The organism is Rhodoferax sp. TS-BS-61-7, from assembly GCF_002943465.1.
Lineage (GTDB): Bacteria > Pseudomonadota > Gammaproteobacteria > Burkholderiales > Burkholderiaceae_C > Allorhodoferax.
This window is the reverse complement of record NZ_PTQY01000005.1, coordinates 280,538-307,283: the sequence shown is the minus strand read 5'-3', so window position 1 is coordinate 307,283 and position 26,746 is coordinate 280,538. Positions and strand designations below refer to the sequence as shown.

The following is a 26,746-nucleotide window of genomic DNA, read 5'->3' as shown; positions in this document are numbered from 1 at the left end:
TCTAACGCTGGGGCGCCAGGGCGCCCAGGTAGGTGCGCACACGCTCGTCGTTGGTCAACGTGGTGAAGTCCGGCGCCTGGGTGACCACACCTTTTTGCACAAACACAAAGCTGTCGCATTGCTCGCGCAGGATGTCGATGTGGAAGGGCTCGTTGGGGTGCATGCACAGGAACACGAGCTTTCCGCTTTGCTTGAGGCGCGTGAAAAAATCCAGCATGAAGCCGATGTAGCCGTCCTGGGTGTTGAACTGGGGTTCGTCAAACAGGTGGATCAGCGGCGATTTTTCGGTCGCGTTCGAGAGTAGAAAGTCGGGCTTCTTCTTCTGGAACGACCGCACCTGGTACGACTGGTGGTAGTGCACCGCCATGCGGTCACGCTGCAGGGTTTTCACCTCGTGGATGTCCTGCCCGTTGACGATGACGCGGCCGCTGGTGGGCAGGTTGCTGCCGGTGATCAGCTCAAACAGCGTGGTCTTGCCGGAGCCATTGGGCCCCATGACGCCGACCACGCAGGGCTTGGCAATTTCGAAGTTCGCATTCAGCGAAAAGGTGGTGGTCTTCTTGAAAACGCCGCGCTGGTATTGCTTGGCCAGGTTTTCCACACGCAAGATTGGTTGGTTCATGCTGACTAGACTCCCAAAAGCTGTTGGCGCAACGCAGGGTCGTTGCGTACATCGGCCGCAGGGCCTTCGTGAATGACTTTGCCCAGGTTCATGACGTACACGCGGTCGGCCACGGCCAGCGCGCTCTGCACGTTTTGCTCCACCACCAGCACCGCAATGCCCTCGGCCTTGAGCCGGGTGATGGTTTTCATCACGTCTTGCACCACCTTGGGCGCCAGGCCCTGGCTGGGTTCGTCAAACAGCACCAGACCGGGCGAGCCCAGCAGCGCACGCGAGATGGCCACCATCTGCATCTCGCCACCCGAGAGGTTTTCGCACTCGCGCTCCATCAAGTACTCCATGGCGCTGAAGATCTCGAAACACTCTTTCTCGTTCCACTTGCGAAAACGGGTCTGCTTTCGCGCAATAGCCAGGTTGCGGGCCACCGTCAGCGTGGGGAAAATGCGCCGGTCGTCCGGCACCCAGCCCAGGCCGGCCTTGGCAATCTCGTGTGTGGGCGTGCGTATGATGTCTTTGCCATCGAATGCAATGGCGCCCTTGCGCGGTGGTGTGAGCCCCAGGATGGAACGCAGCGTGGTGGTCTTGCCGGCACCGTTGGGGCCCAGCAGGGCCACCACTTCGCCGGGGCCTACCTGCAGCGACACATCGAACAAAACCTGGGTCTCGCCATAGAAGGTGTCGATGTGGTCAATGGACAACATCGATGCCGCCGCAGCGGGTTTTAATACGGCGCTCATGCCAGTGCTCCCAGGTTGGAGCGGCGAACCCACTCGTTTTGACGCAGCGCATCGGGTGTGCCCTGGGCGATCACCTGGCCCCAATGGATGACGGAGATCTGGTCCGCCAGGCTGAAAAGAAAGTTCATGTCGTGTTCGATGATCACAATGGTCAATTGGCGTTTGAGGGTTTTCACCAGCTCGGCCAGACGGGCCGTGCCCTCGGCACCCAGGCCGGCGGTGGGTTCGTCCAGAAACAGCATGCGGGGTTCGGCCGCCAGGGCCACACCAATCTCCAGCGCACGGCGCTCGCCATACGAGAGGCTGCTGGCCAACACACGTTCCTTGCCCTTCAGGCCCACGCGCTCCAGCACGGCCGCGGCCAGGTCTTGCGCGGTACGGTCTGCACCCAGGTCGCGCCAGGGGTTGAAGCCTTGTTTGCGCACATGGGGGGTTGCCATCAGCACGTTGTCCAGCGCGGTGTAGCTGTCAAACAGGTTCATGATCTGGAACGAGCGGGAGATGCCCTTGCAGGCGATCTCGCGGGGGGACAAACCGGTGATGTCTTCCCCCGCAAACGTGACGCTGCCGCGGTCAGGTTTGTAGCGGCCCGTGAGCACGTTGAAACAGGTGGTTTTGCCGGCGCCGTTGGGGCCCATGATGCCGTTGAGGTGGCCCTCTTCGAACCCCAGCGTGATGTCTTGCAACACCACCTGGGCACCAAAACGTTTGGACAGGCCGGTCGCTTCGAATAACTTCACAGGGCACCTCCTGTCGCAGCGGCGGAGGTGGCCACCGTCTTGCGGGGGCGGTTGCGCCAGGCTTGCCAGGCACCGGCAATGCCTTCCGGCTTGAACAGCACCATGACCATGAAAACCAGGCCGTACCAGAGCAGCCAGGTCTCGGTGTAGGCACCCAACAAATCACGTGCCAGGATAAAGAAGGTGGCACCAATCAGTGCCCCCCAGAAGCTCACCAGACCACCGCCAATCAACACCATCATCACCACAAACCCCGAGGTTTGCAGGCTCATCACATTGGGGTAGGCCGACTGCTGTGCCATGGCAAACATGGCACCAGCCAGACCTGCCACGGCGGTAGAAATGGTGAACGCCAACCACTTGTAGAGCCACACGTTGTAGCCCACAAACGAGGCGCGGGTTTCGTTCTGCTTGATGGCGCTGAAGATGCGCCCCAGCGGCGAATGGATGAGGCGCCACAGACCCACCAGCACCAGTGCAAACAGGATGAGGCAGAAGAAAAACAGCGCGTTGTTGCTGGCCAGGTCGAAGGAGACGAAACCCAGGTCGGCGGGCAGGCGCTTGATGCTCAAGAGGCCGTCTTCCCCACCGGTCACGCTGCTCCATTTGTTGGCGATGAACCAGAACACCTGGCCAAACGCAATGGTGAGCAGGGAGTAATAAATTCCGCGCCGGTGCGAGATGAACAGGGCTACCAGTCCGCCCAGCACGGCGGTCACCACCACGGCACCCACCAGGTCGAACCACAGGTTGGGCCAGATCTTGTGCTGCAACAAGCCAAACGCATAGGCACCGATGCCAAAAAAAGCCCCATGGCCAAACGACGGCAGCCCGGTGAAGCCCAGCAACAGGTTGTAGCCCATGGCAAACAACACCCAGATCATGATTTCAAGCGCCAGGTATTGGTATAGGCCCGCCTGGGTAATCCAGAGCGGGGTGGATAAGAAGACTGCCACTGCTAACAGCATGGGCAGGGGGAACAGTGGCGCACGGCCTGAAGCAAGTTGCATGGGGAAGGTGTCTCTGTTTTAGGTTTGAAATAAATGTTCCGAAAAGATCTGGACAAAACAGAATATACGTTCTATTATTCAAACATGCAAGAACATTTGTTCTAAATTTAAGAACTAAATGCAGAGCTTGAAGAGACAACCCCTACACATTCCCTGAATGGCAACGAGCAGCTTATGGACCCAGTAACGACCTACGACGAATTGAAGGACCTGATTGGCCGGATCTACCCGGACATGTCCAAACAATTGCAGCGCATTGCACGTTTTGCCCTGGAGCAACCCAACGACCTGGCACTGGGTACCGTGGCCACCGTGGCCGAGGCCACCGAAGTGCAGCCCTCGGCCATGATCCGTTTTGCCAACGCGCTGGGCTACAAGGGCTTCTCGGAAATGCAGCAGGTGTTCCGCGGCCATTTGCTGGAACGCTCTGACAGCTACCGTGAACGCATCGACCAGATGCGCAGCAAAAAAAACCGGGGTGCCCGTGCCCCCGCTGGGGTGCTGCACGAACTGGTGAGTGAATCGGTCGCCGAGTTGGGGCAATTGGAAGAAACCATCCTGCAGTCAGACCTCAAGGCCGCGGTCAAACTCCTCTCCAATGCGCCGCGCATTTTTGTGCTGGCACAGCGCCGCGCGTTTCCGGTGGCGGGTTACCTGGCCTATGCACTGGGCCAGCTGGAGCTGCGTACCCACCTGCTGGACGGCAGCGGTGGCATGTTGCGTGAAAGCCTGCGCGCCATGTCCAAAGGCGACGTACTACTGGCCTCCAGCTTTCGCAACTATTCGCCCGATGTGATTGACATGGCCGCCAAGGCCCGCGCCCTGGGCGTGCAGGTGATCGCCATCACCGATGGACCACTCTCCCCGCTCAAACCGTCTGCCCACGTCTGCCTGGAGCTGGCAGACGACTCGTCCAAACCTTTCCGCTCGCTGGTGGCGCCGCTGTGCCTGGCCCAGGCCTTGGTCGTCAGCGTGGGACATCAGCTTGCCGAAAAACCAACCACACCACCGGGGCGCAGTACGCCTCGCAAAAAGGGAACCCTATGAGTCGAAAACTGGATGTGATCTGCATGGGCCGCGCCGCGGTTGATCTGTATGGAGAACAGATTGGAGGCCGCCTGGAAGACATGCACACCTTCACCAAATACATGGGAGGTTCGCCGGCCAACACCGCCGTGGGAACCGCGCGTCTGGGCCTGAAGTCATCCATGCTGACCCGGGTAGGTGATGAGCACAACGGCCGCTTTGTACGTGAAACGCTGCAGGCCGAGGGCGTGGATGTGAGCCATGTCACCACCGACCCCAAGCGCCTGACCGCGCTGGTGTTTTTGGGCATCCAGGACCGCGACACCTTCCCGCTGATCTTCTACCGCGACAACTGTGCCGACATGGCCATCAGTGAAAGCGACTTCGATGCGGCTTACATCGCCTCTAGCAAGGCCCTGCTGCTGTCCGGCACCCATCTGTCGCAGCCCTATACCTACACCAGCTGCCGCAAGGCGATTGCCCTGGCCAAGGAAGCCGGCACCCGCGTGGTACTGGACATTGACTACCGCCCCGTGTTGTGGGGACTGACCAGCCCCGGTCTGGGCGAACAGCGGTTTGTGCCATCGGCCGAAGTCAGTGCCCATGTGCAAACCGTCATCAGCGCCTGCGACCTGGTGGTGGGCACCGAGGAAGAAATCCACATCGCCGGTGGCAGTACCGACACCCTGGTGGCCCTGCGCCGCCTGCGCGAACTCAGCGACGCCACCTTGGTGGTCAAGCGCGGCCCCATGGGATGTGTGGTGTTTGAAGGTGCAATTCCCGACAGCTTGGACAAGGGCCTCAAAGGTCCGGGCTTTCCGGTCGATGTGTACAACGTGTTGGGTGCGGGTGACGCTTTCATGGCGGGTTTCCTGCGCGGCTGGATTCGCGACGAGCCGCTGACCCGCTGCTGCGCCTATGCCAATGCCTGTGGTGCGCTGGTGGTGTCCCGCCACGGTTGCGCGCCGGCCATGGCCAGCTGGGAAGAGTTGCAGTTTTTCCTGGACCACGGCTCCAACACCCGCCGTCTGCGCGAAGACCTGCAGCTGGAGCACCTGCACCGCGTCAGCACCCGCACGCGCCGCTGGGACAACGATCTGGTCATTCTCGCGTTTGACCACCGCATGCAGCTCGAAGAGCTGGCCGACCGCCATGGCGCGAACCACGCGCGCATCCCCGCACTCAAGCTGCTGATTGCCGAAGGCGCACGCCAGGGCGCTGGCAAGCGCGCGGGCGTGGGCATCATCGTCGACGGCCGTTTTGGCGAAGACGTGTTCCCCCCCATGACCGGCACCGGCTGGTGGGTCGCACGCCCCGTGGAACTGCCGGGCTCGCGCCCTCTGCAGTTCGAGGCTGGCTCACACCTGGCCTCGGCCATGCGCGCCTGGCCCGGCGAGCATGTGGCCAAGTGCCTGGTCTACTACCACCCGCACGATGCAGTGCCCCTGCGCGAAGCCCAGCTCGCGCGTCTGGCCGAGCTACAAAAAGCCAGCGTGGACACCTTCCATGAATTTCTGGTCGAGGTGATTCCGCCGCGCGAGATGGCTTCGGACGAGACCACCCTGCCCGAGGCGATGGAACAGATCTACCGCGCCGGCATTTACCCCGACTGGTGGAAGCTGCCACCTGCGGCCTCGGCCGCCGAGTGGGAAGCCATTGCCCGGGTGATTGCACGCCATGACCCGCACTGCCGCGGCGTGCTCGTGCTGGGCCTGGAAGCCAGCGAAGACAAGCTGGAACGCAGCTTCCAGGTGGCAGCACCCCACCCCATCTGCCGCGGCTTTGCCGTGGGCCGCTCCATCTTCGCCGACGCCGCCAACAGCTGGTTCGCCGACCAGATGGGTGACGCCGATGTCGTCAAGGACATTGCGGCGCGTTATGCCCGCCTGATCACGCTGTGGGACGCAGCCCGGGCCACCCAGCCCGTGGAAGCCACCGCAGCCACCATTTGAATGACCCAAGGAAAACCATGACACAGAAAATCGGATTTATCGGCATCGGCATGATGGGCCACGGCATGACCAAGAACCTGCTGGCCAAAGGCTTCCCGCTGACCTTCAAGGTCAACCGCAACCGCGACAACCTGGCCGACCTGATCGCCGCAGGCGCCAAAGAGGCCAGCACCAATGCCGAGTGCGCGCAGGCGTCGGACATTCTGTTCATTTGCGTGACCGGCTCGCCGCAGGTGGAGCAAATTGTCTATGGCCCCCAGGGCCTGATGGAGTGCGGCCGCACCGGCCTGATCGTGGTGGATACCTCCACGGCAGAACCCTCGTCCAGCACCCGCATCCGCAACGACCTGGCCACCAAAGGCATCAAGCTGGTGGACGCCCCGCTGGCCCGCACCCCCAAGGAAGCCGAAGAAGGCCGCCTGAACACCATGGTGGGCGCTGACGCCGAAGACTTCAAGGTGCTGGAGCCTGTGCTCAAGGCCTTCTGCGAAAACATTTTCCACGTGGGCCCGCCCGGACACGGCCATGTGCTCAAGCTGGTCAACAACATGATGGCCATGACCTTTGCCGCCGCGATTGCCGAAGCCTTTGCCGTGGCCGCCAAAAGCGGGCTGGACCTGAACCGCCTGTATGACGTGATCACCGCCGGCGGCGTGAACTGCGGCATCTTCCAGATGATGGCCACCAAGACCCTGAAAGAAGGCGACGTGACCGGCTTCAAGTTCGGCATCTCCAACGCCCAAAAAGACTTGCGTTACTACACCCACCTGGCGGAAATGCTGCCTGTGGCCAGCCTGATGGGTGAGGCCACCCACCAGAGCCTGATCCAGGCCAGCAACGCCGGTTTTGGCGACAAGCTGATCGCCTCCCTTTTCGAAGCCCAAGAAAAATTAAACGACGTGAAGATCGTTCCCCGTTAAGCGTTCTCGTACCTGTTCTATTTCCCAAAACCACCGAGGAGACAACCATGAGCGAATCTGACAACACCACCACCAAAACCCAACCCGAGAGTGTTTCGGCATCGCGCCGTTCGCTGCTCAAACACACCAGCCTGGCCGTGGCAGGCGTGGGCCTGTATGGCGCGGCACCTTTCATGGGCCCCTGGAAACACAACACCGTGTGGGCCCAGGCCGCACAAAAGAAACCGCTGACCATTGGCCTGACCATGGACGCCTCGGGTCTGTACGCCGCCTCCGGTGGCATGGAGCGCCTGGGCGCCATGATGGCCATCAAGGAGTTCAACGACAAGGGCGGTGTGCTGGGCCGCCGCATCGAGGCGATTCACATCGACACCGAAACCACACCGGCCACCGGTTCGCGTGTGGCCGAGCGCATGATCACCCGCAACGAGGCAGCCTTCCTGATCGGTGCGGTGCACTCCGGCGTGTCCAACGCCATCTCGCAAGTCGCCCAGAAGTACGGCACGATCTTTTTGAACACCAACTCCAGCTCGCCCACCGAGGCCGGCAAGGACTGCCACCGCACCAAATTTGTCTGGGACGGCAATGGCACCAACTTCTCCAATGCCACGGTGCGCAACGCCATCAAAAACAATGGCAAAAACTGGGTGCTGCTGACCAACGACTACGTGTGGGGCCACACTACCTCCAAGGCCACGCGCGCCATTGTGGAAGCCAACGGCGGCAAGATTGTGGAAGAACTGCTGGTGCCACAAAACACCCGTGATTTCTCGGCCTACCTGCTCAAGCTGCAACAGCTCAAGCCCAACGTGGTGGCCACGGCCGTGGGCGGCGATGACATCAAGGCGCTGCGCCAGCAAGTGGTGCAGCTCAAGATGAACCAGACCATGGCCTGGATCAACAACCAGCAAGACTGGCCAGATGTCTACGGCCTGGGACCCGAGCAGATCTTCGGCGTGTTTGGCACCACCTGGTACTGGCGCCTGCAACTGCCCGGCGTGAAAGAGTTCGTCGCGGCTTACCAGAAACAGTACCCCGGCATGGCCATTCGCGTGCCCGGCAACGTGTACCACAACGGCTACATGGCCACACGTGAACTGCTGCGCTGCGTGGAAGAAGCCGGCACGACCAACAACATCGCCGTGATCAAGAAGCTCGAAGGCCGCAAGATGGCTGCCGCTGACCGCCTGCAGCACTTTGATGCGTGGATCGACCCGGTCACCCACCAGTGCCAGCAGACCATCTACATGGCGACCTACAACGACCAGCCGGCCGAGAAGGACGACATCTACAAGATCCTGACCCAGTCCGACCCCAAGGACGTGCAAGACAAGGATTCGCAAGGCGCGTGCAAGCTGGAGAGCTACGAAGCTACGCCCACCTACGAAGTCTGAGCACCACGACCATGACATCCCCCACCACCTCCGTGCAGCGGCGGCGGCTGATCCAGGGCGCCGGTGCCACCGCACTGGGCTTTCTGGGCCCCTGGAATGTGCACCGCGCCTGGGCGCAGACCGGTGCCAAAAAGCCTTTGCTGATCGGCTTGTCCACAGACGACACGGGACCGTATGCGTCCAGTGGGCAAGACGAGCAGCGCGGCATTCTGATGGCGATCAGCGAGGTGAATGCACGGGGTGGGGTGTTGGGCCGGCGTATTGAAACCGTGCATGCGGACACCGGGGGGGATGCGGTGCAGGCAGCAGAGGTGGCGAAAACCATGCTCGCCAAAAATGAGGTCGCGTTCTTGCTCGGTGGTGTGCATTCAGGCGCAGCCAACGCCATTTCCCAGGTGGCGCAAAAGTACGGTTGCATCTACTTCAACACCAACTCCAGCTCACCGACCGAGGCCGGCAAGGACTGCCACCGCACCAAGTTTGTCTGGGACGGCAACGGCACCAACTTTTCCACCTCGGTGGTCAAAGGGGCCATGACAGGTTTCGGCCACGACTGGCTGCTGCTGACCAGTGACTACCAGTGGGGGCACAACACGGCACGCGGTATCCGCACACTGGTGGAGGGCAACGGTGGGCGGATTGTGGAAGAACTGTTGGTGCCACAGAACACCCGCGACTTCTCCAGCCTGCTGCAAAAAATTCAGCACATCAAACCCGGCGTGATTGCCACGGCGGTGGGGGGCGAGGACCTGAAGGCCCTGCGCGACCAGGTGCGCAAGGCTGGCATGGACCGCAGCTTTGGCTGGATCAACAACCAGCAAGACTGGCCCGATGTGTACGGCCTGGGGCGCGAAGCCATGTTTGGCATTTTTGGCACCACCTGGTACTGGGGCATGCGACTGCCCGGTATCAAGGAGTTTGTGGAGCGTTACCAGCGCACCAACCCGAACTACCGCATCAAGGTGCCGGGCAATGTGTTTTACAACGGCTACATGGCCACCCATGAGCTGTTCAACGCGATTGAACGCGTGGGCAGCACCCACAACCTCAAGGTCATCAAGGAGCTGGAAAACCTGCGCATTCCTGCAATCAGACGCATGCAGCATGAAGACGCCTACATGAACCCGCTGACCCACCAGCTGCAACAGAATATTTACATCGCCTCTTACAACTCGTTCCCCCGGGGGAGCGACGACATTTTTCACATCCTCGCGCGCCTGCGGCCCGATGAAGTGGAAGACAGCAGCAGCGTGCAGCAATGCAAGCTGGAGTCGTACGCCGCCACCCCGAGCTACGAGCCCTGACCCGCCCTTTCATCGCTTACCACTACCAAGACATCCTTATGGACTTTCTTCTTTCACTACTGCCCCATCTGGCCAACGGCATTTCGCTGGGCCTGCTTTTTGCGCTGATTGCCCTGGGCTTCATGCTGATCGTGGGGGTGATGGAAACCATCAACCTCGCGCACGGTTCGTTGTTTGCGTTGGGCATGTATTTCGCCCTCTTCATCGTGGCGCCGCAGCTCGGCATGTTTCCCGAGTTGCAAGCCTGGTACATGGCACTGAGCATAGAAACGCGTTATGTGCTGGCACTGCTGTTGGCCCCCATTTTTGTCGGCCTGTTTGGCATGCTGCTGGAGCTGTGTATGCGCCGCACCTATGGGCGCGACCCGCTGTATGGCCTGCTGCTGACCTTTGGTGCCGCACTGGTGATTGAAGAAGGCATCCGCCTGTTGTGGGGCTCTTCCGAGAAACAGCTGCTGCTGCCGCCCGCCATCTCGGGGGCCTTTATGGTGGGTGACATCCTGTATTCCAACTACCGGCTGTTTGCCAGCGGTTTTGCCATCGTGATGATTCTGCTGCTGTGGGTGTTTTTGCAGAAAACCCCGTTCGGCGCCATCATCAAGGCGGGCGCCCATGACAGCGAAATGGTGCGTGCCCTGGGCATCAACCTGTCACGCCTGCGCCTGTTTGTGTTTGGCCTGGGTGTGGCACTGGCCGCGATTGCCGGGGTGGTCATGGCGCCCATCTGGGGCATCCGGCCCCACGTGGGGGTGGACGCTGTCGTGCCCGCCTTCCTGATCATCGTGCTGGGCGGTGTGGGCTCGCTCTGGGGTGCGGTGATTGCCGGGCTCATGGTGGGCATGGTGGTGGGCATCACCGGGGCCTATGCCTCGGAGTGGTCGCTGATGTCCATGTATTTGTTGTTCATTGCCGTGGTGACCTTCCGCTCCCGCGGCCTGTTTGGAAAGAAGAGTGTTCTCGATGTCTGATACCGCGAAAGTTCTCCTGGGCAAAGTGGCCCTGGTCACCGGTGCCGCTGGCACCATGGGCCTGGCCGCCGTGCGTGTGCTGCTCGAAGACGGCTGCAAAGTCGCACTGGTGGACTTCAACCACGCCCGCAACAAGGCCCTGGCCGACGAGCTGGGCCCCAATGCTGCGGCCTTTTCGTTCGACATCAGCGACGCCGAGGCGGTGCAGGAGGGCCATGCACGCATCGTGCAGACGCTGGGCACGGTGGATATTCTGGTCAACAACGCCGGCATCCTCTCCAACAACAAGGTAGAAGCCACCGACGCGCAGGAATGGCGCCGCGTGATGGGCGCCAACCTGGACGGCGCCTTCTACCTGTCGCAGCAGGTGGTACCGGCCATGAAGGCCCAGCGCTTTGGCCGCATCATCAACACCAGCTCGCTGGCCGCCAAGACGGGCGGATTGACGGCGGGCACGGCCTACTCGGTGTCCAAGGGCGCTATGAGCGCGCTGACCTTCTCGTTGGCGCGTGAACTGGCCAGCTTTGGCGTGACTGCCAACGCGATTGCCCCCGCCTATGTGAAGACCCCCATGATCACCGAACAGCTCAACGAAGAGCAGCGCCAGAAGTTGCTCAAAGACATTCCCGTGGGGCGCTTCTGCGAACCCGAAGAGTTTGCCCATGTGGTGCGCTTTCTGGCCTCGCCGCTGGCGGGTTTCATCACCGGTGAGATCATCGACATCAACGGCGGCCTGCTGATGGACTAGGCCACGGGCCAGCACACAATTCCATAGACATGACACCCAAGATTGATTTCACCCAGGCCCTGAGTGGCCTGTTCGACCTGCGCGGCAAAACCGCCTATGTACCCGGCGGTTACGGCGGCATTGGCGAAGCCATTGCCTGGGGCTTGGCCCTGGCCGGGGCCCGTGTGGCCGTGTCGGGCCGCGACGAAGGCAAGGCCGTGGCGGTGGCCGCAGCCCTGCAGGCTGCAGGGCACGACGCCGTGGGCCTGGCCATGGACGCACACTCGGTGCCGCACATGCAGGCCTCGGTAGACACAGTGGCCCAGCACTTTGGCGGGCTGGACATTCTGGTGAACTGCGTGGGCCTGCAGCGCGAGGAAGCACTGCTGGAGGTGACCGAAGAAGCGTTTGACGAGGTCATCCAGGTCAACCTGAAGGCGGCCATGTTCCTAGCCCAGGCCACGGCCAAAAAGCAGATTGCCGGTGGACGCGGTGGCGCCCAGGTGCACCTGCTGTCGGTGCGGGCGCAGCTGGGCCTGCGCGGGCGCGGCTACTCGGCCTACTGCAGCAGCAAGGGTGGCCTGGTCATGCTGATCCGCCAGCACGCGAGTGAGTTGGCGCCGCACGGCATCACCGTCAACGGCATTGCCCCCACGGTGGTGAAGACCGAAATGGCGCGCCACTGGCTGGAAAACCCCGAGACGCGCAAACAGGTGCTGGACCGCATTCCCCTGGGCCGCGTGGCGGACCCGCAGGACGTGGCCGGGGCGGCGGTATTTTTTGCCTCGCCCGGCGCGGCCTTTGTGACCGGGCAGGTGCTGTACCTGGATGGCGGCATCACCGCCTCGCAATAGGCGCCAAAACACCTGCCCAAACACCTGTTTTTTGCAGGGTTGATTGCGCAGCGCAGTGGGGATGGGTAGATTCTCCCCATGCGCGCACCATTCAGTACCCTGAAAACCAGATGGGCCACGGGCTGGCTGGCGGTCCTCATCGCCATGCCGCTGGGCGCATGGGCCCACGAGTCCGACTGGAGCATCGGCGTCTACACCGGGCAGTACCACGATGCCGAACCGGCCGGCGCCATTGCGGGCCGGGCCAATTACCTCAACCAGTACCTGCTGGCGGTCACCGCCAGCAAGACGCTGTGGCGCTCCAGCACCCTGCCCCTGTCGATTGAGCTGGACGGCATGCTGGGCCAGCAGTGGGGTCAGGCCAGCCTGACCGAGGTGGCGGTGGCGCCCGTATTGCGATGGAGCGGTTTTCCGTGGCGCGACGTGCTGCGCACCGACCTGCGGCTGGCGCCCCTGGGTATTTCGTACACCAGCAGCGTGAGCCCGCTGGAGCTGGGCGCCAACGGCCAGGGCAGCCGCACGCTGAACTACCTGTTTGTGGAAGCAGCGTTCTCCCGGCCGCAGGCCAAGGAGCACGAGGTTTTTGTGCGCCTGCACCACCGCTGCGCCATTTATGACCTGCTCAACAACTACGGTGCCAACGGCGAAGACTTTTTGACCATTGGTTACCGGCACAAGTTTTGAGCGATTAATGGAAGTCCCGGCTGGTGGTGGCCAGGTCACCCAGCAGGTGGGTGAGGTCCACCACCCGCTTGGCCACCACGTGGCGCACCTGGCCGCCGCTTTCGTCGTCGCGCTGCCACACGCCATACACCGCCATCAGCCGCGCGCGGTAGACCACGTCGCGAAATTGTTCGTGCACGCTCTTCCACACAATCACATTCACACTGCCGGTCTCGTCCTCCAGCGTCACAAAGATCACGCCCTTGGCCGTCTGCGGCCGCTGGCGTGCAGTAACGATGCCGCAGGCCCGCACCAGCCGGCCGCTGGGGTAGTCGCGCATCTGCGCGGCCGTCAGCAGCTTCTGTTTTGATAGCGGCTCACGCAATAACAGCAAGGGGTGGGAGCGTAAAGTGAGCCCAACTGCGGCGTAGTCAAAGCTCACCTCTTCGCCCTCACCCGCGGCGGGCAACATCAGTTCATCTTCGTCAATCGGCACGCCCTGCAGCAGCGCGGGTGCGGGCAGCAGGGCCGAGGCGTCCCACACCTGCTGGCGGCGGTGGCCGCTGAGCGACTGCAGCCCATCCGCACTGGCCAGGGCCTTGAGGTCGCCCGCGTCAAGCTGGCAGCGCAGAGCCAGGTCTTGGGTGCTGGTGAAGGGAGCCAACCGACGTTGATCGGTGATGCGCTCTGCCACTGGCTTCGTGAAACCGCTAACCAGACGCAGCCCCAAGCGAACGTCATCCCCCTCCAGCGTACAGTCCCAATCGCTGTGCGCCACATCCAACGCGCGCACCGTCACGCCGTGGCGCTGCGCGTCTTGCACCAACTGCGCCGGGCCGTAAAAACCCAGCGGCTGGCTGTTGAGCAGCGCGGCCAGAAAACAGGCCGGTTCGTGCCACTTGAGGTAGCTGCTGATGTAGACCAGCAGCGCAAAGCTGGCCGCGTGGCTTTCGGGGAAACCGTATTCACCAAAACCCTCCATCTGCTTGAAGATGGCCTCGGCAAAGTCCAGCGGGTAGCCCCGCTCCACCATGCCGCCCACCAACCGGTCGTGGTACTGGCTCACATTGCCATGGCGCTTCCACGCGGCCATGGAGCGGCGCAGGCCATCGGCCTCGCCCGGCGTGAAGCCGGCCGCCAGCACGGCGATCTGCATCACCTGCTCCTGAAAAATCGGCACGCCGTGCGTGCGGTGCAAGGCTTTTTCCAGCGCGGGATAGGGTGACTTGGCGGCTTCCGGGTCTTTGCGCGCCTTCAGATACGGGTGCACCATGCCGCCCTGGATGGGCCCTGGCCGCACGATGGCCACCTCCACCACCAGGTCGTAATAACAGCGGGGCTGCAGGCGCGGCAGCATGCTCATCTGTGCGCGGCTCTCGATCTGGAACACGCCCACCGTGTCGGCCGCACAAATCATGTCGTAGGTGGCTTCGTCGCCGCGCGGAATGTCCTGCATGCGCAACGGTTCTGCCAGGCCACGTCGCTGCGTCACCATCTCCAGGCAACGGCGGATGGCGCTGAGCATGCCCAGGGCCAACACGTCCACCTTCATCAGGCCCACGGCGCTCAGGTCGTCCTTGTCCCACTGGATGATGGAGCGGTCTGGCATGGCCGCGTTCTCCACCGGCACCAGCCGGGTGAGTGGTCCCTGCGTCAGCACAAAACCGCCCACATGCTGGCTCAGGTGGCGCGGAAAGCCCTGCAGCGTGGTGCTCAGCTCCAGCCAGAGTTGCAGGCGGCGCGAGAGATGAGGTGCAAGACCACCCTGCCCCCCGGGAGTCTGGGCGGCAGGGCGTTCAGCGTAGGTCAAGGAGGAGCCCGCACCGCGGGCGGGGGACACGGAGCTGGGCGCTCTGCCGCCCAGGCTCCCGGCACCCGCCACACCTGCGCCACCAGCTACTTTTTCTATAGCAAATTGCAGTCGCTCTGCCAGCACCTCCCGGCCGTACATGCCGGGGTGCTCCTTGGCCATGGCGGTGATCAGGTCCTCAGGAATCTCCAACGCATGGCCCACATCTCGCAGAGCGCTGCGCGGGCGGTAGCTGATGACGGTGGCCGCAATGGCCGCACGCTCGCGGCCGTATTTGGCGTAGATGTACTGGATCACTTCCTCACGGCGCTGGTGCTCAAAGTCCACGTCGATGTCGGGCGGTTCGTTGCGTTCGCGGCTGATGAAACGTTCGAACAGCAGCGAACTCTCATGTGGGTTGGCCTCGGTGATGTGCAGGCAGTAACAGACCACCGAGTTGGCCGCCGAGCCGCGCCCCTGGCACAGGATGTGTTCGCGCCGCGCAAACTTCACGATGTCGTGCACCGTGAGGAAATACATCTCGAAGCGCAGTTCCTCGATCAGCGCCAGCTCGTGCTCCACCCGCGGGCGGATGTCCTCGGGCATGCCCGCCGGGTAACGCTCACGTGCGCCCTCCTCCACGTAATGGCGCAGGGTCTGCGCCGCCGTCTGGCCCGGCAGCACGGCCTCCAGCGGGTAGTGGTAACGCAATGCGTCCAGACTGAACGTGCAGCGCTGCGCCACGGCCAGCGTATTGGCCAACCACTCCGGCGGGAACAACGCCGCCAACCGCACACGCGAACGCAGGTGCCCCTCCGCATTGGCCTGCAGTGCAAAGCCGCAGGCCGACACCGGCTGGCCCAGGCGCACGGCGGTCAGCACATCGTGCAGCGGCTTGCGCGAGCGCACATGCATGCACACCTGGCCCGTGGCCAGCACCGGCAGACCACTGAGCACAGAAAGTTGCTGCACGCGCACACGCTGCAGCGCATCCCCCGCCACCAGCCCCACACTGGCCGCCAGCCAACAATTTGAACCAAATAAGCCTCTGGCCCTTATGGATATTGCGCAAGCAGCTTCTGTATTGATAGCAGATGGAAAGGCCAGCAGCACTTCACAGTCCGCCAGCAGCGCCCAGGGCGACGCTGCCCAGGTGGTGCGGTACTCGCCCTTGGGTGCCGCCATGCGGGCCTGGGTAATGAACTCGCAGAGGTTGCCCCAGCCCGACAACGTGTGCGGCAGCGCCACCAGCGTGAACTGCGCGCCACCCGGCAGCGCCACTGCAAATTCCGCCCCCGGCAGCAGCTGCAGGCCCAGGCGCTTGGCCTCCACGTGCGCACGCACCACACCGGCCACCGAACATTCGTCGGTGATGGCCAACGCGCGGTAGCCCAGCGCGTGGGCGCGCTGCACCAATTCTTCGGGCTGCGAGGCGCCGCGCTGGAAACTGAAGGACGAGAGGCTGTACAGTTCTGCGTAGTCTGGAAGCATATTGGCGTGCCCCAGTGCATCAGGGAATGTAATTATGACCAATAACTGTAGTTATATACAGGTCATATCTGTAAAGACATTAACATTCCCTTACACTTCGACCATGCAACTGTCTTCGCTGCCTGCCATCCCCATCACTGCCGCCCTGCGTGCGGACATTGAGTCTCTGCTCGACTCGCAAGAATCGCTGTCCGAGTTCGTGTTGACCTCCGTGCTGGAAAGCCTGGAGCGCCGCCGCCACATGGCCGCCATGCGTGCCGAAGCAGCCAGCCAGCAGCAAGAGGCCCACACCGGCCCGCTGCGCGTGCTGGTGGTGGACGATGACGATTTCAGCCACACCGTGCTGCGCGAAATGCTGCTGAGCCTGGGCGTGGCCGAGGTGCACACCGCACGCGACGGCAGCAGCGGCGCCGAGGTGCTGGCCCAGATGCCCGCACCGCCCGACTTTCTGATTTGTGACATGGTCATGCCACACACCGATGGCATCGACTTTTTGGGCCACTTGGCCAAGGCGCAGTACCGCGGCGGGGTGATTTTGCTCAGCGGCGGCGACAGCCTGATGCTGTCGATTGCCGCCGAAGTGGCCGTGTCCGACGGTCTGCGCGTGCTGGGCTCGTTTGCCAAACCGCTGCAGCGCGGCGACCTGGCCGACGTGATGGGCCTGGAGCACTAGGCTCCGGCTCCCCGCCATCCCCGTGACTCAGTTTGCGGGGGATGGAAAAAACGGCTCCCCCTGCACGCTGGACAGCGGCAGCACCTTGCTCCCCAGTGGCACCAAAGCCGGCGTGCGCTCGCGCGGGGCCTCGTCATCGTCAGGGCCCATTACCGGCCGGCCCTTGCCGGGTGCCAGCACCGGGGCCACGCAGGCCGCACGGATCTCGGCCACTTGCTCCGGCTTTAAAACATCCCGCTTGCCAAAAGGCTGGCCATCCACCTGCAGGCGCTCTCCTTTGAGCAATGCCACCAGGTTCAGCGGGGGCCGGGCCTGCTGGGTGTCAAAACCCAGGCGCACCGTGCCGCCCCGCAGCGCGGCTGGCAGCTGGTACTGGGTCACCCGCAGCTGTTGCGGCTGGCCGCGGGCGTCCATCTCCACCTGGCCGATATAAAAGTAGCGGGCCGTGGCAACGGGCATGGCAGGCAGTGGGTAGCTCTCGGCCCAGCTGTGCCGGTCGTTGCTAAACAGGGGGCGCAGGCTGCTGGGCCAGGCAGCGGTGGCCGAGGTGGCAAACACCGGGGCCAAGGCCTCGCTCAAGGTGTAACCATGGAAGTCAAACACCAAGTCGCTGCCCGGCCCCGCCTTGGCAAAGGCCGGAAACAGCGTCTGCGCCTTGCGCACCTCCTGCAGGCGCACACCGGCGTCTTTGCCGGGCAGGGCCTTCCAGTGGCCAGCCACCAGCATGTCCAGTGACCCGCCCATGAAGCGGAAGCAAAAGGTGTTGTCGTCCAGCAGCATGATCTGGCTCACCGTGTCCACAGAGCCGCTGGTGTAGCCGCCCGGGTAAGGGCGCTCTTCAGGCGTCAAAGCGCCTGCGCTGCCGTGCAGCGCAGCCAGCAAGGCCAGGGCCCAGGTGTGGCGGGGTGGTGTCATCGTGTTCTCCCTGTCATTAGCTGGCCACTATAGGGCACGGCATGGGGCACGGCACCGCACTGTCGCGCGGGTTACGCCAAACGCGCCAGCGCCAGCCACGGCCTCCTAAGATGGCTTTTTGCACGGCTTTTGCTGAGGGGATTCCATGGACTTGCGTTTTGACAACAAAGTGGTGCTGGTCACCGGCGGTGGCGGTGGCATTGGGCGGGCCAGTGCGCTGGCCTTTGCCCGTGCGGGCGCCAAAGTGGCGGTAACGGACCGCGATGTGCCGGCCGGCGAAGAGACGGCCGCCCAGGTGCGCGCGTTGGGTGCCGAGGCGCTGTTTGTGGCCGCCGACGTGGTGCAGGCTGCGCAGGTGCAGGCCATGGTGGCGCATGTCGTGGCGCACTTTGGCCGACTGGACTGCGCCTTCAACAACGCGGGCATCGAGGAAGAACACATGCGCCTGGCCGACTGCGAAGAGGCCACCTTCGACCGCATCCTGGGCGTCAACGTCAAAGGCGTGTGGCTGTGCATGAAGTACCAGATCCAGCAGATGCTGGCCCAGGGCGGGGGCAGCATTGTCAACACCGCCTCGGTGGCGGGCCTCATTGGCGCGCCCAAGATGTCGGCCTATAGCGCCAGCAAACACGCGGTCATCGGCCTCACCAAATCAGCGGCGGTGGAGTACGGCCGCAAAGGCATCCGAGTGAATGCGGTATGCCCTGGCGTGATCCGCACCCAGATGTTTGACCGCGCCGTGGCCGCTGATCCCAAAGTAGGGCCGGCAGTGGCCAGTGCGCACCCGATTGGCCGCATTGGCGAGGCCGACGAGGTGGCCGCCGCTGTGTTGTGGCTTAGTTCGGACGCGGCCAGTTTTGTGACCGGCCTGGCCCACACGGTGGACGGCGGGATGACCTCGGTCTGACCTGCCAGAGGTGCTTTACGCCCCGCCCGATGGGCGACTTTGGCGGCGCAACCACGCCACGATGGCCGGGCCGTACATGATCATGGCCAGTGCGCCGCCAATCAACGGCAGCGCCAGGAACACCCAACCGGTCAACACTTCCTTGCCAATCAATACGCCCACCACCAGCGCTACGGCGGGGTTCACAAACGAGTAACTGCCGGCCACGGCGGCCGTGGTGTTTTGCAGCAGCCACAGGTAGGCGTTGAGCGCGATCAACGTGCCAAACACCAGCAGGTACCACCAGGCCAGCCAGGCTTCATGCGTCACGTTGCTCAAGGCGTTCTGTGGCTCGATCAAGGACGCAGCCACCACCCCCATCAGCCCGCCGGCCAGCCACTCGGTGGCGGACGCCATGGCCGGGCCTGGCAGGTCCAGCTTGCGGGACGCATACGAGCCCACGCTCCAGCACAGCGGGGCACCAAAGGCGGCCAGCGCGCCCAGCCAACTGGCCGAGAAGTCGCCTTCCATGGCCAGCAGCAGCGCACCGCCCACACCCAGCACCAAGCCAATCCAGCTCGTCATGGGTACACGCTCGCCGCCCAGGCGCGTCCACAGCGCCAGCCACATGGGCATGGTGGTCACCACGGTAGCCATCAGGCCCGAGCCAATGCCGTGCTGCTGCGCAAACACCACCAGGTTCATGGCACCAAACACCATGAGCCCGCCCACCACGGCCGCGTTGCGCCACTGGCGCCAGCTCGGCAGCTTCTCGCCGCGCCACAGCGCCCAGGCCAGCATGATCACGCCGGCCAGCGTGAAACGTGTGGCGTTCATCCACAGCGGGGGGAAGCTTTGCACCGCAATGCCAATGGCAAAGTAGGTGGTGCCCCAGACGATGTAGACCAACCACAGCGCCACCATGAGGCGCCAAAAAGGAGACAAACGCCAGCCGTGCTGAATATTGAGTGCCGAAATCATGAATAGTCCGTAAAATTTACGGCAACAAGCGCCGATAGGCGTGATATTACTAAAAAATACGCCCAATGCAAGTAATTATTCAGACAGACGCCATCGACGCCAAAATTCTTACGGCCTTGGGGGAAGATGGCCGTCGTTCTTACGCCGAGGTGGGGGCCGAGGTGGGCCTGTCCACCGCCGCCGTGCACGAGCGGGTGAAGAAGATGCTGGAGCGCGGTGTGATCCGCCGCTTCTCCATCAGCGTGGACCCACTCACGGTGGGGCTGAACTTCACGGCCTTTGTGGCGATTCGCAACGACGGCGGTGCGCACTGCCGCGACATTGCGGCGCGCCTGCGTGAGGTGAGTGCAGTGCAAGAGCTGCACAGCGTGGCGGGTGAGTACGATTTGCTGGCCAAGGTGCGCACGGCGCACGCACGCGACCTGGAAGCGGTGCTGCTGCAGATCAAGGCGATTCCCGGCGTGGCCCGCACCACCAGCACCGTGGTGCTGAACACCGAGTTTGAAGACCAGCCGCTGCGCTTGGGCGAAGCCTAAACCGCCACCCTCACACCAGCCATTGCTGCATATCCACCGTGGTGCGTTGGCCCACGGCGCTGGCGTGCTCGGCCAGCCACTGCTGGCCGCGGTGCAGGCCCTGGTCGTGCAGCAGGTTCAAAAAACGCGCATGCGCCAGCATCTTGGTCTCGCTGCGCTGCAGGCTCTCCAGGTTGCTGGAGTCAATCATGTGGAAACGCACGCTTTGCAGGCGTTGCTCCAGCGGGCCCTGGTGCTGGGTGACGTGGGCCGCGTCCTGCACGCGGGCAAACATTTGCATCTCGCGCATGAAGTGGGCCTTAAAGCCCAGCTCCTCCATACGCGCCTCAATCTCATCCATGGTGTGCGGCGTGCCTTCGTGCTTGAGCGGCGCCAACAGCACCAGCAGCACATCGCCCGCTGCGCAGTCGTAAAACAGCGGGAACACGGCGGGATTGGCCGCAAAACCACCGTCCCAATACGGTTCACCCTCAATCTCTACCGTGTGGTGAATCTTGGGCAGACAGGCCGAGGCCAGCAGCATGTCCAACGTCAGCTCATGTTCGCGGAACAGGCGCAGCTTGCCGGTGTTGACCTGGGTGGCACCGACAAACAGCTTGAATGGACTCTCGGCGCGCAGGCGTTCAAAGTCGATCTGGCGTTTGAGCAGGCTGCGCAGCGGGTTGATGGCCAGCGGGTTCAGCTCGGTGGGAGAAAAGAAGCCAGCCCATTGCGCCAACATCTTGGTGGCAGGCGAGAGGCTGATCGCATCGCCCCCGCCCGTGGTCAGCATGCCCCAGGGCAGCTGCTGGCTCACCTCGGTCCAGAACTGGGCCAGCGCTTCGCGTGCGCCTTCGCGCCCACCCGTCATCCAGCCCTGCGCCATCACCACCGCATTCATGGCGCCGGCGCTGCTGCCGCTGATGCCCTCGATGTGCATGCGCGGGTCTTGCAACAGCGCGTCCAGCACGCCCCAGGTAAAGGCGCCATGCGCACCGCCGCCCTGCAGGGCCAGGTTGATCCGGGCGGGAGCTGGGGTGCCCAGCCGCGTGCGCCACAGACGCTTGAACAGGCGGCTGCCAGCAGACGGCAAAAGACGCCGGGCGGAGGTGGGAAGGTCGATCACAGGAAGTCCTTTCGTTGCACACGAGGACATGCAGCTGCGGACCAGTATAGGGTTTTCCCTTAATTCCCCCACCCCAGGGGGCAAAGGCTAGACCGTGCCGCTCTGGCGCGTCTGGCGGAACTTCTGCTCCAGCTCGTGGCGCAGTTGTTTGCGCATTTGCGCAGCCTCAAAGCGGCGCACCTCGTCGGGTGTCTCGGGCTGCAGGGGGGGTACGGGCGCGGCCTTGCCGGCATCGTCCACCGCCACCATGGTGAAGAAGCAGCTGTTCACATGGCGCACTTCCTGGCTGCGGATGTTTTCGGCAATCACCTTGATGCCCACCTCCATGGACGACTTGCCGGTGTAGTTGACGCTGGCCAGAAAGGTGACCAGCTCGCCCACATGGATGGCCTGCAGAAACAGCACCCGGTCCACACTGAGCGTGACCACGTAGCGCGAGGCATAACGGCTGGCGCAGGCGTAGGCCACCTGGTCCAGCAGTTTCAAAATAGCGCCGCCGTGCACATTGCCAGAGAAGTTGGCCATGTCGGGCGACATGAGCACGGTCATGCTGAGTTGGTGGGTGGGGAGGTTCATGGCCCCGAGTGTAAAAGAGCGGCCCCGCCGGGCTATATTGCGGCCCATGCACGCCCCCTTGTTTGACGCCAGTGTTCCCGTGTTCCGCCGCTACCTGTTGCAGTTGCACGCGCTGCTGGTGCGGGCCGCACAGCACGACCGGCCCACGCCCCCCCTGCTGCAGGCGCGGCTGGCGCCCGACATGCTGCCGCTGGCCGTGCAGGTAGAGGTGGCGGTGAACTTTGTGTTTCGCGCCTGCGCGCCGCTGGCTGGCCAGGCGCTGCCGCCCTTTGGTGAACCCCGCCAAAATTTCGCCACGTTGCAGGCGCGTGTGGCCGAGGGCTTGGCCTTTCTTGACACACTGGCTCCGGCTGACTTTGCCGATGCCGCGCAGCGCCAGATCAGCGACCCGGCGGGCGAGACCACAGTCACACTCGATGGCAGCACGTTTTTGCAGCAGTACGCACTGCCCAACTTCTTCTTCCACACCAGCATGGTCTACGCCATCCTGCGCCAACAGGGCCTGCCCTTGAGCAAGGGCGACTTTGATGGCTGGCATGTCTACACCGCTGGGCAGGCTCGCTGATGCACCGCCCCCGCCTGCCCCACAGCCACCTGTACGCCTGGGCTGTTGCACTGGTCTGCACCGTACCCGCCGCATGGGCCCAAGAGCCCCCCGAGGAAGCGCCCCCAAACGCGCTCTGGGTCAACGTGGGGGCATTGACCTACCACTCCAACCAGAGCAAGGGCTACAACGAGAACAACCATGGCCTGGGCGTGGAGTACCAGTTTCGCCCCGACACCTCGGTCATGGTGGGCAGCTTCTACAACAGCGTGCGCCGTGACACCCACTACGCCGCCGTGAACTGGCAACCCATCGCCCTGAACGACTGGAAGCTGGGCTTGGCCGTGGGGGTGATGAATGGCTACCCCGCCGTCAAAAACGGCAACTACTTTGTTGCGGTCTTGCCCATGGTCAGCTACGAAGGCAAGCGTTTCGGCGTCAACCTCAGCCTGATCCCCAACGTGGCCAAGATCGACGGTGCCCTGGTGGTGCAAGTGAAGTTCCGCCTGTTCTAAACCTCTTCACGCATACAGCCCGTGCAGGTACCAGGGCGCGTCCTGCGCGGTGGCGGCTTCGCTACCCAGCTTTTCGCGGTACACCCACACCAGCCCCGCCTGCGGGCTGCGGGCGATGAAGTAATCGCGCAGCACCGGCGTGCCGTCCAGCCAGCCCGCCTCCAGCCGCTGCGGCCCCACCAGCAGGGCCAGCGCGCCCTGGTACTGCGGGCAGTGCCCACGCACCGGCAGACGCTGCGGGCTGGGCAAGAGCCAGGTAGGCCAGACGCTGGCCTGGGGGTGCAATTCATAGTCTTTTAGGCCTCTAGCCCTTATAAATATTGCGCCAGCAGCTCCTGATTTCATAGCATTTTGTGCTGGCGTATCGGCCTGCCACGGCGCCCAACGCTGCATCTGCTCGGGCCGGTGGTCGGTCAGCGGGGTGGCGCACTGCACCTGCGCGGCGCCCAGGCGCGCGGCCAGGCGCTCCAGCGTCTGGTGCAGGCTGTCACCCTTGCGCACCTCGTCGGGCAGCAGGCTGTGGCTCTCGCCCGCCAGCGGCTGGGTTTGCAGGCTGCGCAGGCGCAGATAGAGCACGGGTGCGGGTAGCGTGACCCGCGCCAGTTGCTCGCCCAGAATGCGCTGCAAATGCGCCATGTCTTGCGTGGCCTGGGCGGTGCGCAGCTCCAGTCGGCCCTGCTGGCCACCCGTGTGGTGGGCGTCCACGTGGCGGGTGTTGGCACGGCGTGCGTCCAGGTCCCACAGCAGCTCCAGCGCCAGCACGCCGTGCTGGCGTGCGCGCAGCCACACCAGCAGCTGCGCCAGCAGGCGGCGTGCGCCAAACAGCAGTGCCGGGGCCGACTCCACGCTGGCCGCCAGCTCCAGCGGCGCGTCAAACACCTCGGGCAGCGTGAGCCAGGGGTAGACCTCGGGGCGCTGGCCCCAGGCGCGGTCCAGCGCATCCACCAGCTCCGCGCCAAAACGCCGCACCAGCCCGCCACGCGGCAGCGCCCGCAGCTGGCCCCAGGTGCGCACGCCCAAGCGCGCCAGCGTGGGCAGGTGCGGCCGGGCGGCGGCCAGCACATGCGCCGACAGCGCTTCGGGCGCCACCTCGCGCCCATTCCACAGGCGCCCCAACGCTATCAAAGACGTAGCACCTTGCGCATATTCCACGGGCGCCAGAGGCTGATTTGGCTCAAAAATCTGCTGCAGCAAGGCGCTGCGCCCGCCAAACAAGCGCTCGCTACCTGACACCTCCAGCACCAGCGCGTCCTCCACCCGCGCCACCAGCGGCGTGAAGCGCAGTGCCCACCAGGCCAGCGCGGTGTGCACATCGGCCAGGGTGGGCTCGGGCGAGGCGGCGGCATCAGGCGTGGGCCGCAGTGCGATCCAGTGCATAGGCACCCTCCGCCGCCAACAGCACGGCCAGGCGGGCCGCGCGCGCCTGCAGCTGCAGCGGCTGGGCCAATGGCGGGCCGCGGCGTTTGACGATGTGCACCGCCAGCGCATCCAGCCCTGGGCTCTGCGCTGGCGGCTGGGGCTGCAGCACCAGCCGCAGGGCCGCGGGCGAGGCGTCGGCCTGCAGTGAAGCCGGGCGCATCACAAACAGCAGCTTGTGGTGCTCGGCCGCGGCCATTTGCAGGCGGCGCAGCTGGTCGCTGCGCGCCTGCGGTAGCCAAGCCAGCACCGCGTCCACCTCGGCACAACGCAGCAGCTGTTCGGTGGCCCAGAGCCTTCCGTCTTGAACTGCACCCACCGCCAGCAGGCGGCTGGCGCGCAAGCCCAGCGCCGCCAGGGCCGGCACAAACGGCAGGTAAGGCGCCCCCACCAGCACCACCGGCCCCTGGCCACAGCGCGCCAGTGCGGGCAGCAACAGCCGCCATTCGCTGTGCACACCAGCGGGCTGCAGCAGCTCCACCAGCGCGCCTACGGGCCAGCCACCGCCGGGCAACTGCGCGTCCAGCAGCGCATCGCCCGTAGGCTGCACCACCTGCGGGCTGCCTGCCAGCGCGTGCGCATGCCAGACATCGGCGTGGATGTCTTGCGGGTCCGGCGAACCGGTGCTGATGCGCGCAAGGCTAGTCATGGCGAGGGTTTTGGCTTATAACTGTATTTATACACAGTATATGGAAAACACTCCTGCTATCAAAATCAAGAACAGGCTTGCAAGCCCCAGCGGGGGTTGCCACGGCTCTGGCTTTTGGCGGCTTTGCTAGAGTGGCCCGCATGACCGCCCTGCCCGCCTTCTGCACCCCCGTCCCGCTGGACAAAGCCTACCGCCTGCTCAACCACGGCCCCACCGTGCTGGTGTCATCCGCCCACGCGGGCCAGCACAACGTCATGGCCGCAGCCTGGTCCATGCCGCTGGACTTCAGCCCGCCCAAGGTGACGGTGGTGATCGACAAGGCCACGCGCACGCGGGCGCTGGTGGAAGGCAGTGGCTGGTTTGCGCTGAACGTACCGGCCCGCGCCCTGGCCCAGGCCACGCTGGGCGTGGGCAGCGACAGCGCGGCCAGCACGCCCGACAAGCTACGACGCCATGGCATCCAGACCTTTGCCGTGGAGGGCAGCGAACTACCGCTGGTGCAAGGTTGCGTGGGCTGGCTGCTGTGCAAGCTGGTGCCCGAGCCGCACAACCAGCACACCTATGACCTGTTCATCGGCGAGGTGACCCAAGCCTGGGCCGACAGCCGCGTGTTCGTCAACGGGCATTGGGAGTTTGACAAGGCGCCGGATGCGTTGCGGACCTTGCACTATGTGGCAGGGGGACAGTTTTTTGTGATTGGGGAGGGAGTGAAGGTAGATACCTAAAAACAACGGCATCCGGCACCCATCGGACTAGTCTTCGCAGCAAAAGCCTTACAGAGACTAGAATTTCCGGACAAAAACCAAGGGAGGAAAACATGAAGAAACTTCACGCCATGGCCATCGCGCTGGCCGCAGCAAGTGCATTGCCAGCTTGGGCATCCAGTGGGTCGCAGGCCTCCATCGGGCCGATTGCTGTGACCGTCTATGACTTGAACTTAACGGATGGCATCACATCCTCTGTCACCTTCTCGCCCAACAACAAGGCCGAAGATACTGCGGTTGTTGCGAACACATTCCAACCCAAACTCAATCTCCAAGACCGATACGTCTCTCTTGGAGACCATCCGTGGGACACACTAAGCGAATCCGCACACACCCCTCTGGCATGGGCCACCGCATCCTTGACAGGTGCGACATCGGCGACGCCCATCGGGGCACAGCTATCGATTGCGGGAGGGGCGCAAACACCTGCTCCCTCAGCCAATTACCTATTTGACTACGCGCTATACGAAAGTTTCTCGACCGTATACGACACAAGCTTCACACTGTCTGCCAATTCCAAGGTCACTTTCTCTGCTCTTGTCTCCATAGCAGGCTACGCAGACAACAGGGCAAACATTTTCCGCGATGGGGACTCTGCGTTTGCGCTAGCCACCCTCGATCTCACCGGGATAGGAATCAACGGAACTGGCATTCAGCGTAGCTACTCTGGCCTTAGCGAAACGACATATGGCAGCTATGCAGGTAATCGAACCAGTTTTTCTTTTGAACGCCTGGTGAACGTATCGTTCGAAAACCAAACAGATCACGACCTTGCCGGATCCATTACTGTCTTGAGCTGGATACAAGGCAGGTCATATGCCATCGCAGCCGCACCAGTCCCGGAGCCAGAAACCTATGCGCTGTTTCTGTCTGGTCTCGGCCTCGTAGGCTGGGCGGCTCGTCGGCGAAAAAAGAGCCTATAAAGCACAACGCGCCGGATTCAGGATTGCGATTCAACAGGAGCTGCGGCTCCTGTTTTTGATTTCCTG

At 63.4% G+C, this 26,746-nt stretch carries 27 protein-coding genes; 16 read left to right on the top strand and 11 right to left on the bottom strand.

Annotated elements, in window-relative coordinates; all coding sequences use genetic code 11:
• Nucleotide 1: 1 nt before the first annotated feature.
• The 4 genes from C5F53_RS15195 to C5F53_RS15180 are packed head-to-tail and all read right to left on the bottom strand — an operon-like array spanning nucleotide 2 to nucleotide 3,109.
• Nucleotides 2-622, bottom strand: a complete 621-nt coding sequence (locus C5F53_RS15195; RefSeq protein ID WP_105262216.1) for an ATP-binding cassette domain-containing protein — start codon at nucleotides 620-622, stop codon at nucleotides 2-4.
• A 5-nt stretch (nucleotides 623-627) separates the two neighbouring features.
• The gene (locus C5F53_RS15190; RefSeq protein ID WP_201740866.1) at nucleotides 628-1,359 is read right to left on the bottom strand and encodes an ABC transporter ATP-binding protein; all 732 of its coding nucleotides are present in this window, start codon (nucleotides 1,357-1,359) and stop codon (nucleotides 628-630) included.
• The gene (locus C5F53_RS15185; RefSeq protein ID WP_105262214.1) at nucleotides 1,356-2,099 is read right to left on the bottom strand and encodes an ABC transporter ATP-binding protein; all 744 of its coding nucleotides are present in this window, start codon (nucleotides 2,097-2,099) and stop codon (nucleotides 1,356-1,358) included. Before C5F53_RS15185 ends, C5F53_RS15190 begins: the two co-directional genes overlap by 4 nt.
• Nucleotides 2,096-3,109, bottom strand: coding sequence for a branched-chain amino acid ABC transporter permease (locus tag C5F53_RS15180; RefSeq protein ID WP_105262213.1), 1,014 nt, complete (start codon nucleotides 3,107-3,109; stop codon nucleotides 2,096-2,098). Before C5F53_RS15180 ends, C5F53_RS15185 begins: the two co-directional genes overlap by 4 nt.
• A 174-nt stretch (nucleotides 3,110-3,283) precedes the next feature.
• On the opposite strand from C5F53_RS15180, the gene C5F53_RS15175 reads away from it, so the two are divergent.
• The 9 genes from C5F53_RS15175 (at nucleotide 3,284) to C5F53_RS15135 (ending at nucleotide 12,938) form a co-directional block, all read left to right on the top strand.
• Complete coding sequence (locus C5F53_RS15175; protein WP_105262212.1) at nucleotides 3,284-4,156, top strand: MurR/RpiR family transcriptional regulator; 873 nt, start codon at nucleotides 3,284-3,286, stop codon at nucleotides 4,154-4,156.
• Complete coding sequence (gene iolC / locus C5F53_RS15170; protein WP_105262211.1) at nucleotides 4,153-6,087, top strand: 5-dehydro-2-deoxygluconokinase; 1,935 nt, start codon at nucleotides 4,153-4,155, stop codon at nucleotides 6,085-6,087. Before C5F53_RS15175 ends, iolC begins: the two co-directional genes overlap by 4 nt.
• A gap of 17 nt (nucleotides 6,088-6,104) precedes the next feature.
• Nucleotides 6,105-7,007 carry an NAD(P)-dependent oxidoreductase gene (locus C5F53_RS15165; protein WP_105262210.1) on the top strand — a complete coding sequence of 301 codons (903 nt, stop codon included), beginning with the start codon at nucleotides 6,105-6,107 and terminating at the stop codon, nucleotides 7,005-7,007.
• Between the two features lie 47 nt (nucleotides 7,008-7,054).
• Nucleotides 7,055-8,401 (top strand): ABC transporter substrate-binding protein, encoded by a 1,347-nt coding sequence (locus C5F53_RS15160; protein ID WP_105262209.1) that lies wholly within the window; start codon nucleotides 7,055-7,057, stop codon nucleotides 8,399-8,401.
• Between the two features lie 11 nt (nucleotides 8,402-8,412).
• Complete coding sequence (locus tag C5F53_RS15155; RefSeq protein WP_105262208.1) at nucleotides 8,413-9,705, top strand: ABC transporter substrate-binding protein; 1,293 nt, start codon at nucleotides 8,413-8,415, stop codon at nucleotides 9,703-9,705.
• Nucleotides 9,660-10,673 (top strand): branched-chain amino acid ABC transporter permease, encoded by a 1,014-nt coding sequence (locus tag C5F53_RS15150; RefSeq protein ID WP_236635387.1) that lies wholly within the window; start codon nucleotides 9,660-9,662, stop codon nucleotides 10,671-10,673. The genes C5F53_RS15155 and C5F53_RS15150 overlap by 46 nt, the downstream gene beginning before the upstream one ends.
• Nucleotides 10,666-11,421: an SDR family NAD(P)-dependent oxidoreductase gene (locus tag C5F53_RS15145; RefSeq protein WP_105262206.1), complete on the top strand. Its 756-nt coding sequence runs from the start codon at nucleotides 10,666-10,668 to the stop codon at nucleotides 11,419-11,421. The genes C5F53_RS15150 and C5F53_RS15145 overlap by 8 nt, the downstream gene beginning before the upstream one ends.
• 29 nt (nucleotides 11,422-11,450) lie before the next feature.
• The gene (locus C5F53_RS15140; protein ID WP_236635386.1) at nucleotides 11,451-12,254 is read left to right on the top strand and encodes an SDR family NAD(P)-dependent oxidoreductase; all 804 of its coding nucleotides are present in this window, start codon (nucleotides 11,451-11,453) and stop codon (nucleotides 12,252-12,254) included.
• Between the two features lie 78 nt (nucleotides 12,255-12,332).
• Complete coding sequence (locus C5F53_RS15135) at nucleotides 12,333-12,938, top strand: hypothetical protein (RefSeq protein ID WP_105262204.1); 606 nt, start codon at nucleotides 12,333-12,335, stop codon at nucleotides 12,936-12,938.
• Between the two features lie 4 nt (nucleotides 12,939-12,942).
• Here C5F53_RS15135 and C5F53_RS15130 read toward each other — a convergent pair whose 3' ends face one another.
• Entirely contained in the window at nucleotides 12,943-16,197 is a 3,255-nt protein-coding gene (locus tag C5F53_RS15130; protein ID WP_105262203.1) for an error-prone DNA polymerase, read from the bottom strand.
• A 103-nt stretch (nucleotides 16,198-16,300) separates the two neighbouring features.
• Here C5F53_RS15130 and C5F53_RS15125 point away from each other — a divergent pair, with 103 nt between their 5' ends.
• Nucleotides 16,301-16,870, top strand: a complete 570-nt coding sequence (locus tag C5F53_RS15125) for a response regulator (RefSeq protein ID WP_161499949.1) — start codon at nucleotides 16,301-16,303, stop codon at nucleotides 16,868-16,870.
• 27 nt (nucleotides 16,871-16,897) lie between these two features.
• Here the strand turns inward: C5F53_RS15125 and C5F53_RS15120 are convergent, their stop codons facing one another.
• Nucleotides 16,898-17,785, bottom strand: a complete 888-nt coding sequence (locus C5F53_RS15120) for a hypothetical protein (protein WP_105262201.1) — start codon at nucleotides 17,783-17,785, stop codon at nucleotides 16,898-16,900.
• Nucleotides 17,786-17,930: 145 nt separating this feature from the next.
• Here C5F53_RS15120 and C5F53_RS15115 point away from each other — a divergent pair, with 145 nt between their 5' ends.
• Nucleotides 17,931-18,692 carry an SDR family oxidoreductase gene (locus C5F53_RS15115; RefSeq protein ID WP_105262200.1) on the top strand — a complete coding sequence of 254 codons (762 nt, stop codon included), beginning with the start codon at nucleotides 17,931-17,933 and terminating at the stop codon, nucleotides 18,690-18,692.
• 15 nt (nucleotides 18,693-18,707) lie between these two features.
• Here C5F53_RS15115 and C5F53_RS15110 read toward each other — a convergent pair whose 3' ends face one another.
• Nucleotides 18,708-19,652, bottom strand: a complete 945-nt coding sequence (locus tag C5F53_RS15110; RefSeq protein ID WP_105262199.1) for an EamA family transporter — start codon at nucleotides 19,650-19,652, stop codon at nucleotides 18,708-18,710.
• A gap of 65 nt (nucleotides 19,653-19,717) precedes the next feature.
• On the opposite strand from C5F53_RS15110, the gene C5F53_RS15105 reads away from it, so the two are divergent.
• Nucleotides 19,718-20,188 carry an Lrp/AsnC family transcriptional regulator gene (locus tag C5F53_RS15105; protein ID WP_236635385.1) on the top strand — a complete coding sequence of 157 codons (471 nt, stop codon included), beginning with the start codon at nucleotides 19,718-19,720 and terminating at the stop codon, nucleotides 20,186-20,188.
• A 10-nt stretch (nucleotides 20,189-20,198) separates the two neighbouring features.
• Here the strand turns inward: C5F53_RS15105 and C5F53_RS15100 are convergent, their stop codons facing one another.
• Together C5F53_RS15100 and C5F53_RS15095 are read right to left on the bottom strand one after the other, a co-directional pair.
• Entirely contained in the window at nucleotides 20,199-21,293 is a 1,095-nt protein-coding gene (locus C5F53_RS15100; RefSeq protein ID WP_236635384.1) for a patatin-like phospholipase family protein, read from the bottom strand.
• Between the two features lie 87 nt (nucleotides 21,294-21,380).
• The gene (locus C5F53_RS15095) at nucleotides 21,381-21,869 is read right to left on the bottom strand and encodes an acyl-CoA thioesterase (RefSeq protein WP_105262197.1); all 489 of its coding nucleotides are present in this window, start codon (nucleotides 21,867-21,869) and stop codon (nucleotides 21,381-21,383) included.
• Between the two features lie 46 nt (nucleotides 21,870-21,915).
• Between C5F53_RS15095 and C5F53_RS15090 the strand changes: the two genes are divergently transcribed.
• Together C5F53_RS15090 and C5F53_RS15085 are read left to right on the top strand one after the other, a co-directional pair.
• On the top strand, nucleotides 21,916-22,434 hold the full coding sequence (locus tag C5F53_RS15090) for a DUF1993 family protein (protein ID WP_161499948.1): 519 nt from the start codon (nucleotides 21,916-21,918) through the stop codon (nucleotides 22,432-22,434).
• Complete coding sequence (locus C5F53_RS15085; protein ID WP_105262196.1) at nucleotides 22,434-22,928, top strand: hypothetical protein; 495 nt, start codon at nucleotides 22,434-22,436, stop codon at nucleotides 22,926-22,928. Before C5F53_RS15090 ends, C5F53_RS15085 begins: the two co-directional genes overlap by 1 nt.
• Nucleotides 22,929-22,934: 6 nt before the next feature.
• On the opposite strand, the gene C5F53_RS15080 is transcribed toward C5F53_RS15085, so the two are convergent.
• Nucleotides 22,935-24,305: a DNA polymerase Y family protein gene (locus tag C5F53_RS15080; protein ID WP_105262195.1), complete on the bottom strand. Its 1,371-nt coding sequence runs from the start codon at nucleotides 24,303-24,305 to the stop codon at nucleotides 22,935-22,937.
• Nucleotides 24,274-24,993 carry a translesion DNA synthesis-associated protein ImuA gene (gene imuA / locus C5F53_RS15075; RefSeq protein WP_105262194.1) on the bottom strand — a complete coding sequence of 240 codons (720 nt, stop codon included), beginning with the start codon at nucleotides 24,991-24,993 and terminating at the stop codon, nucleotides 24,274-24,276. Before imuA ends, C5F53_RS15080 begins: the two co-directional genes overlap by 32 nt.
• A gap of 140 nt (nucleotides 24,994-25,133) precedes the next feature.
• Here imuA and C5F53_RS15070 point away from each other — a divergent pair, with 140 nt between their 5' ends.
• Nucleotides 25,134-25,718 carry a flavin reductase family protein gene (locus C5F53_RS15070; RefSeq protein WP_105262193.1) on the top strand — a complete coding sequence of 195 codons (585 nt, stop codon included), beginning with the start codon at nucleotides 25,134-25,136 and terminating at the stop codon, nucleotides 25,716-25,718.
• Nucleotides 25,719-25,810: 92 nt separating this feature from the next.
• Entirely contained in the window at nucleotides 25,811-26,680 is an 870-nt protein-coding gene (locus C5F53_RS15065; RefSeq protein WP_201740865.1) for a PEP-CTERM sorting domain-containing protein, read from the top strand.
• The last annotated feature ends 66 nt before the right edge of the window (nucleotides 26,681-26,746 follow it).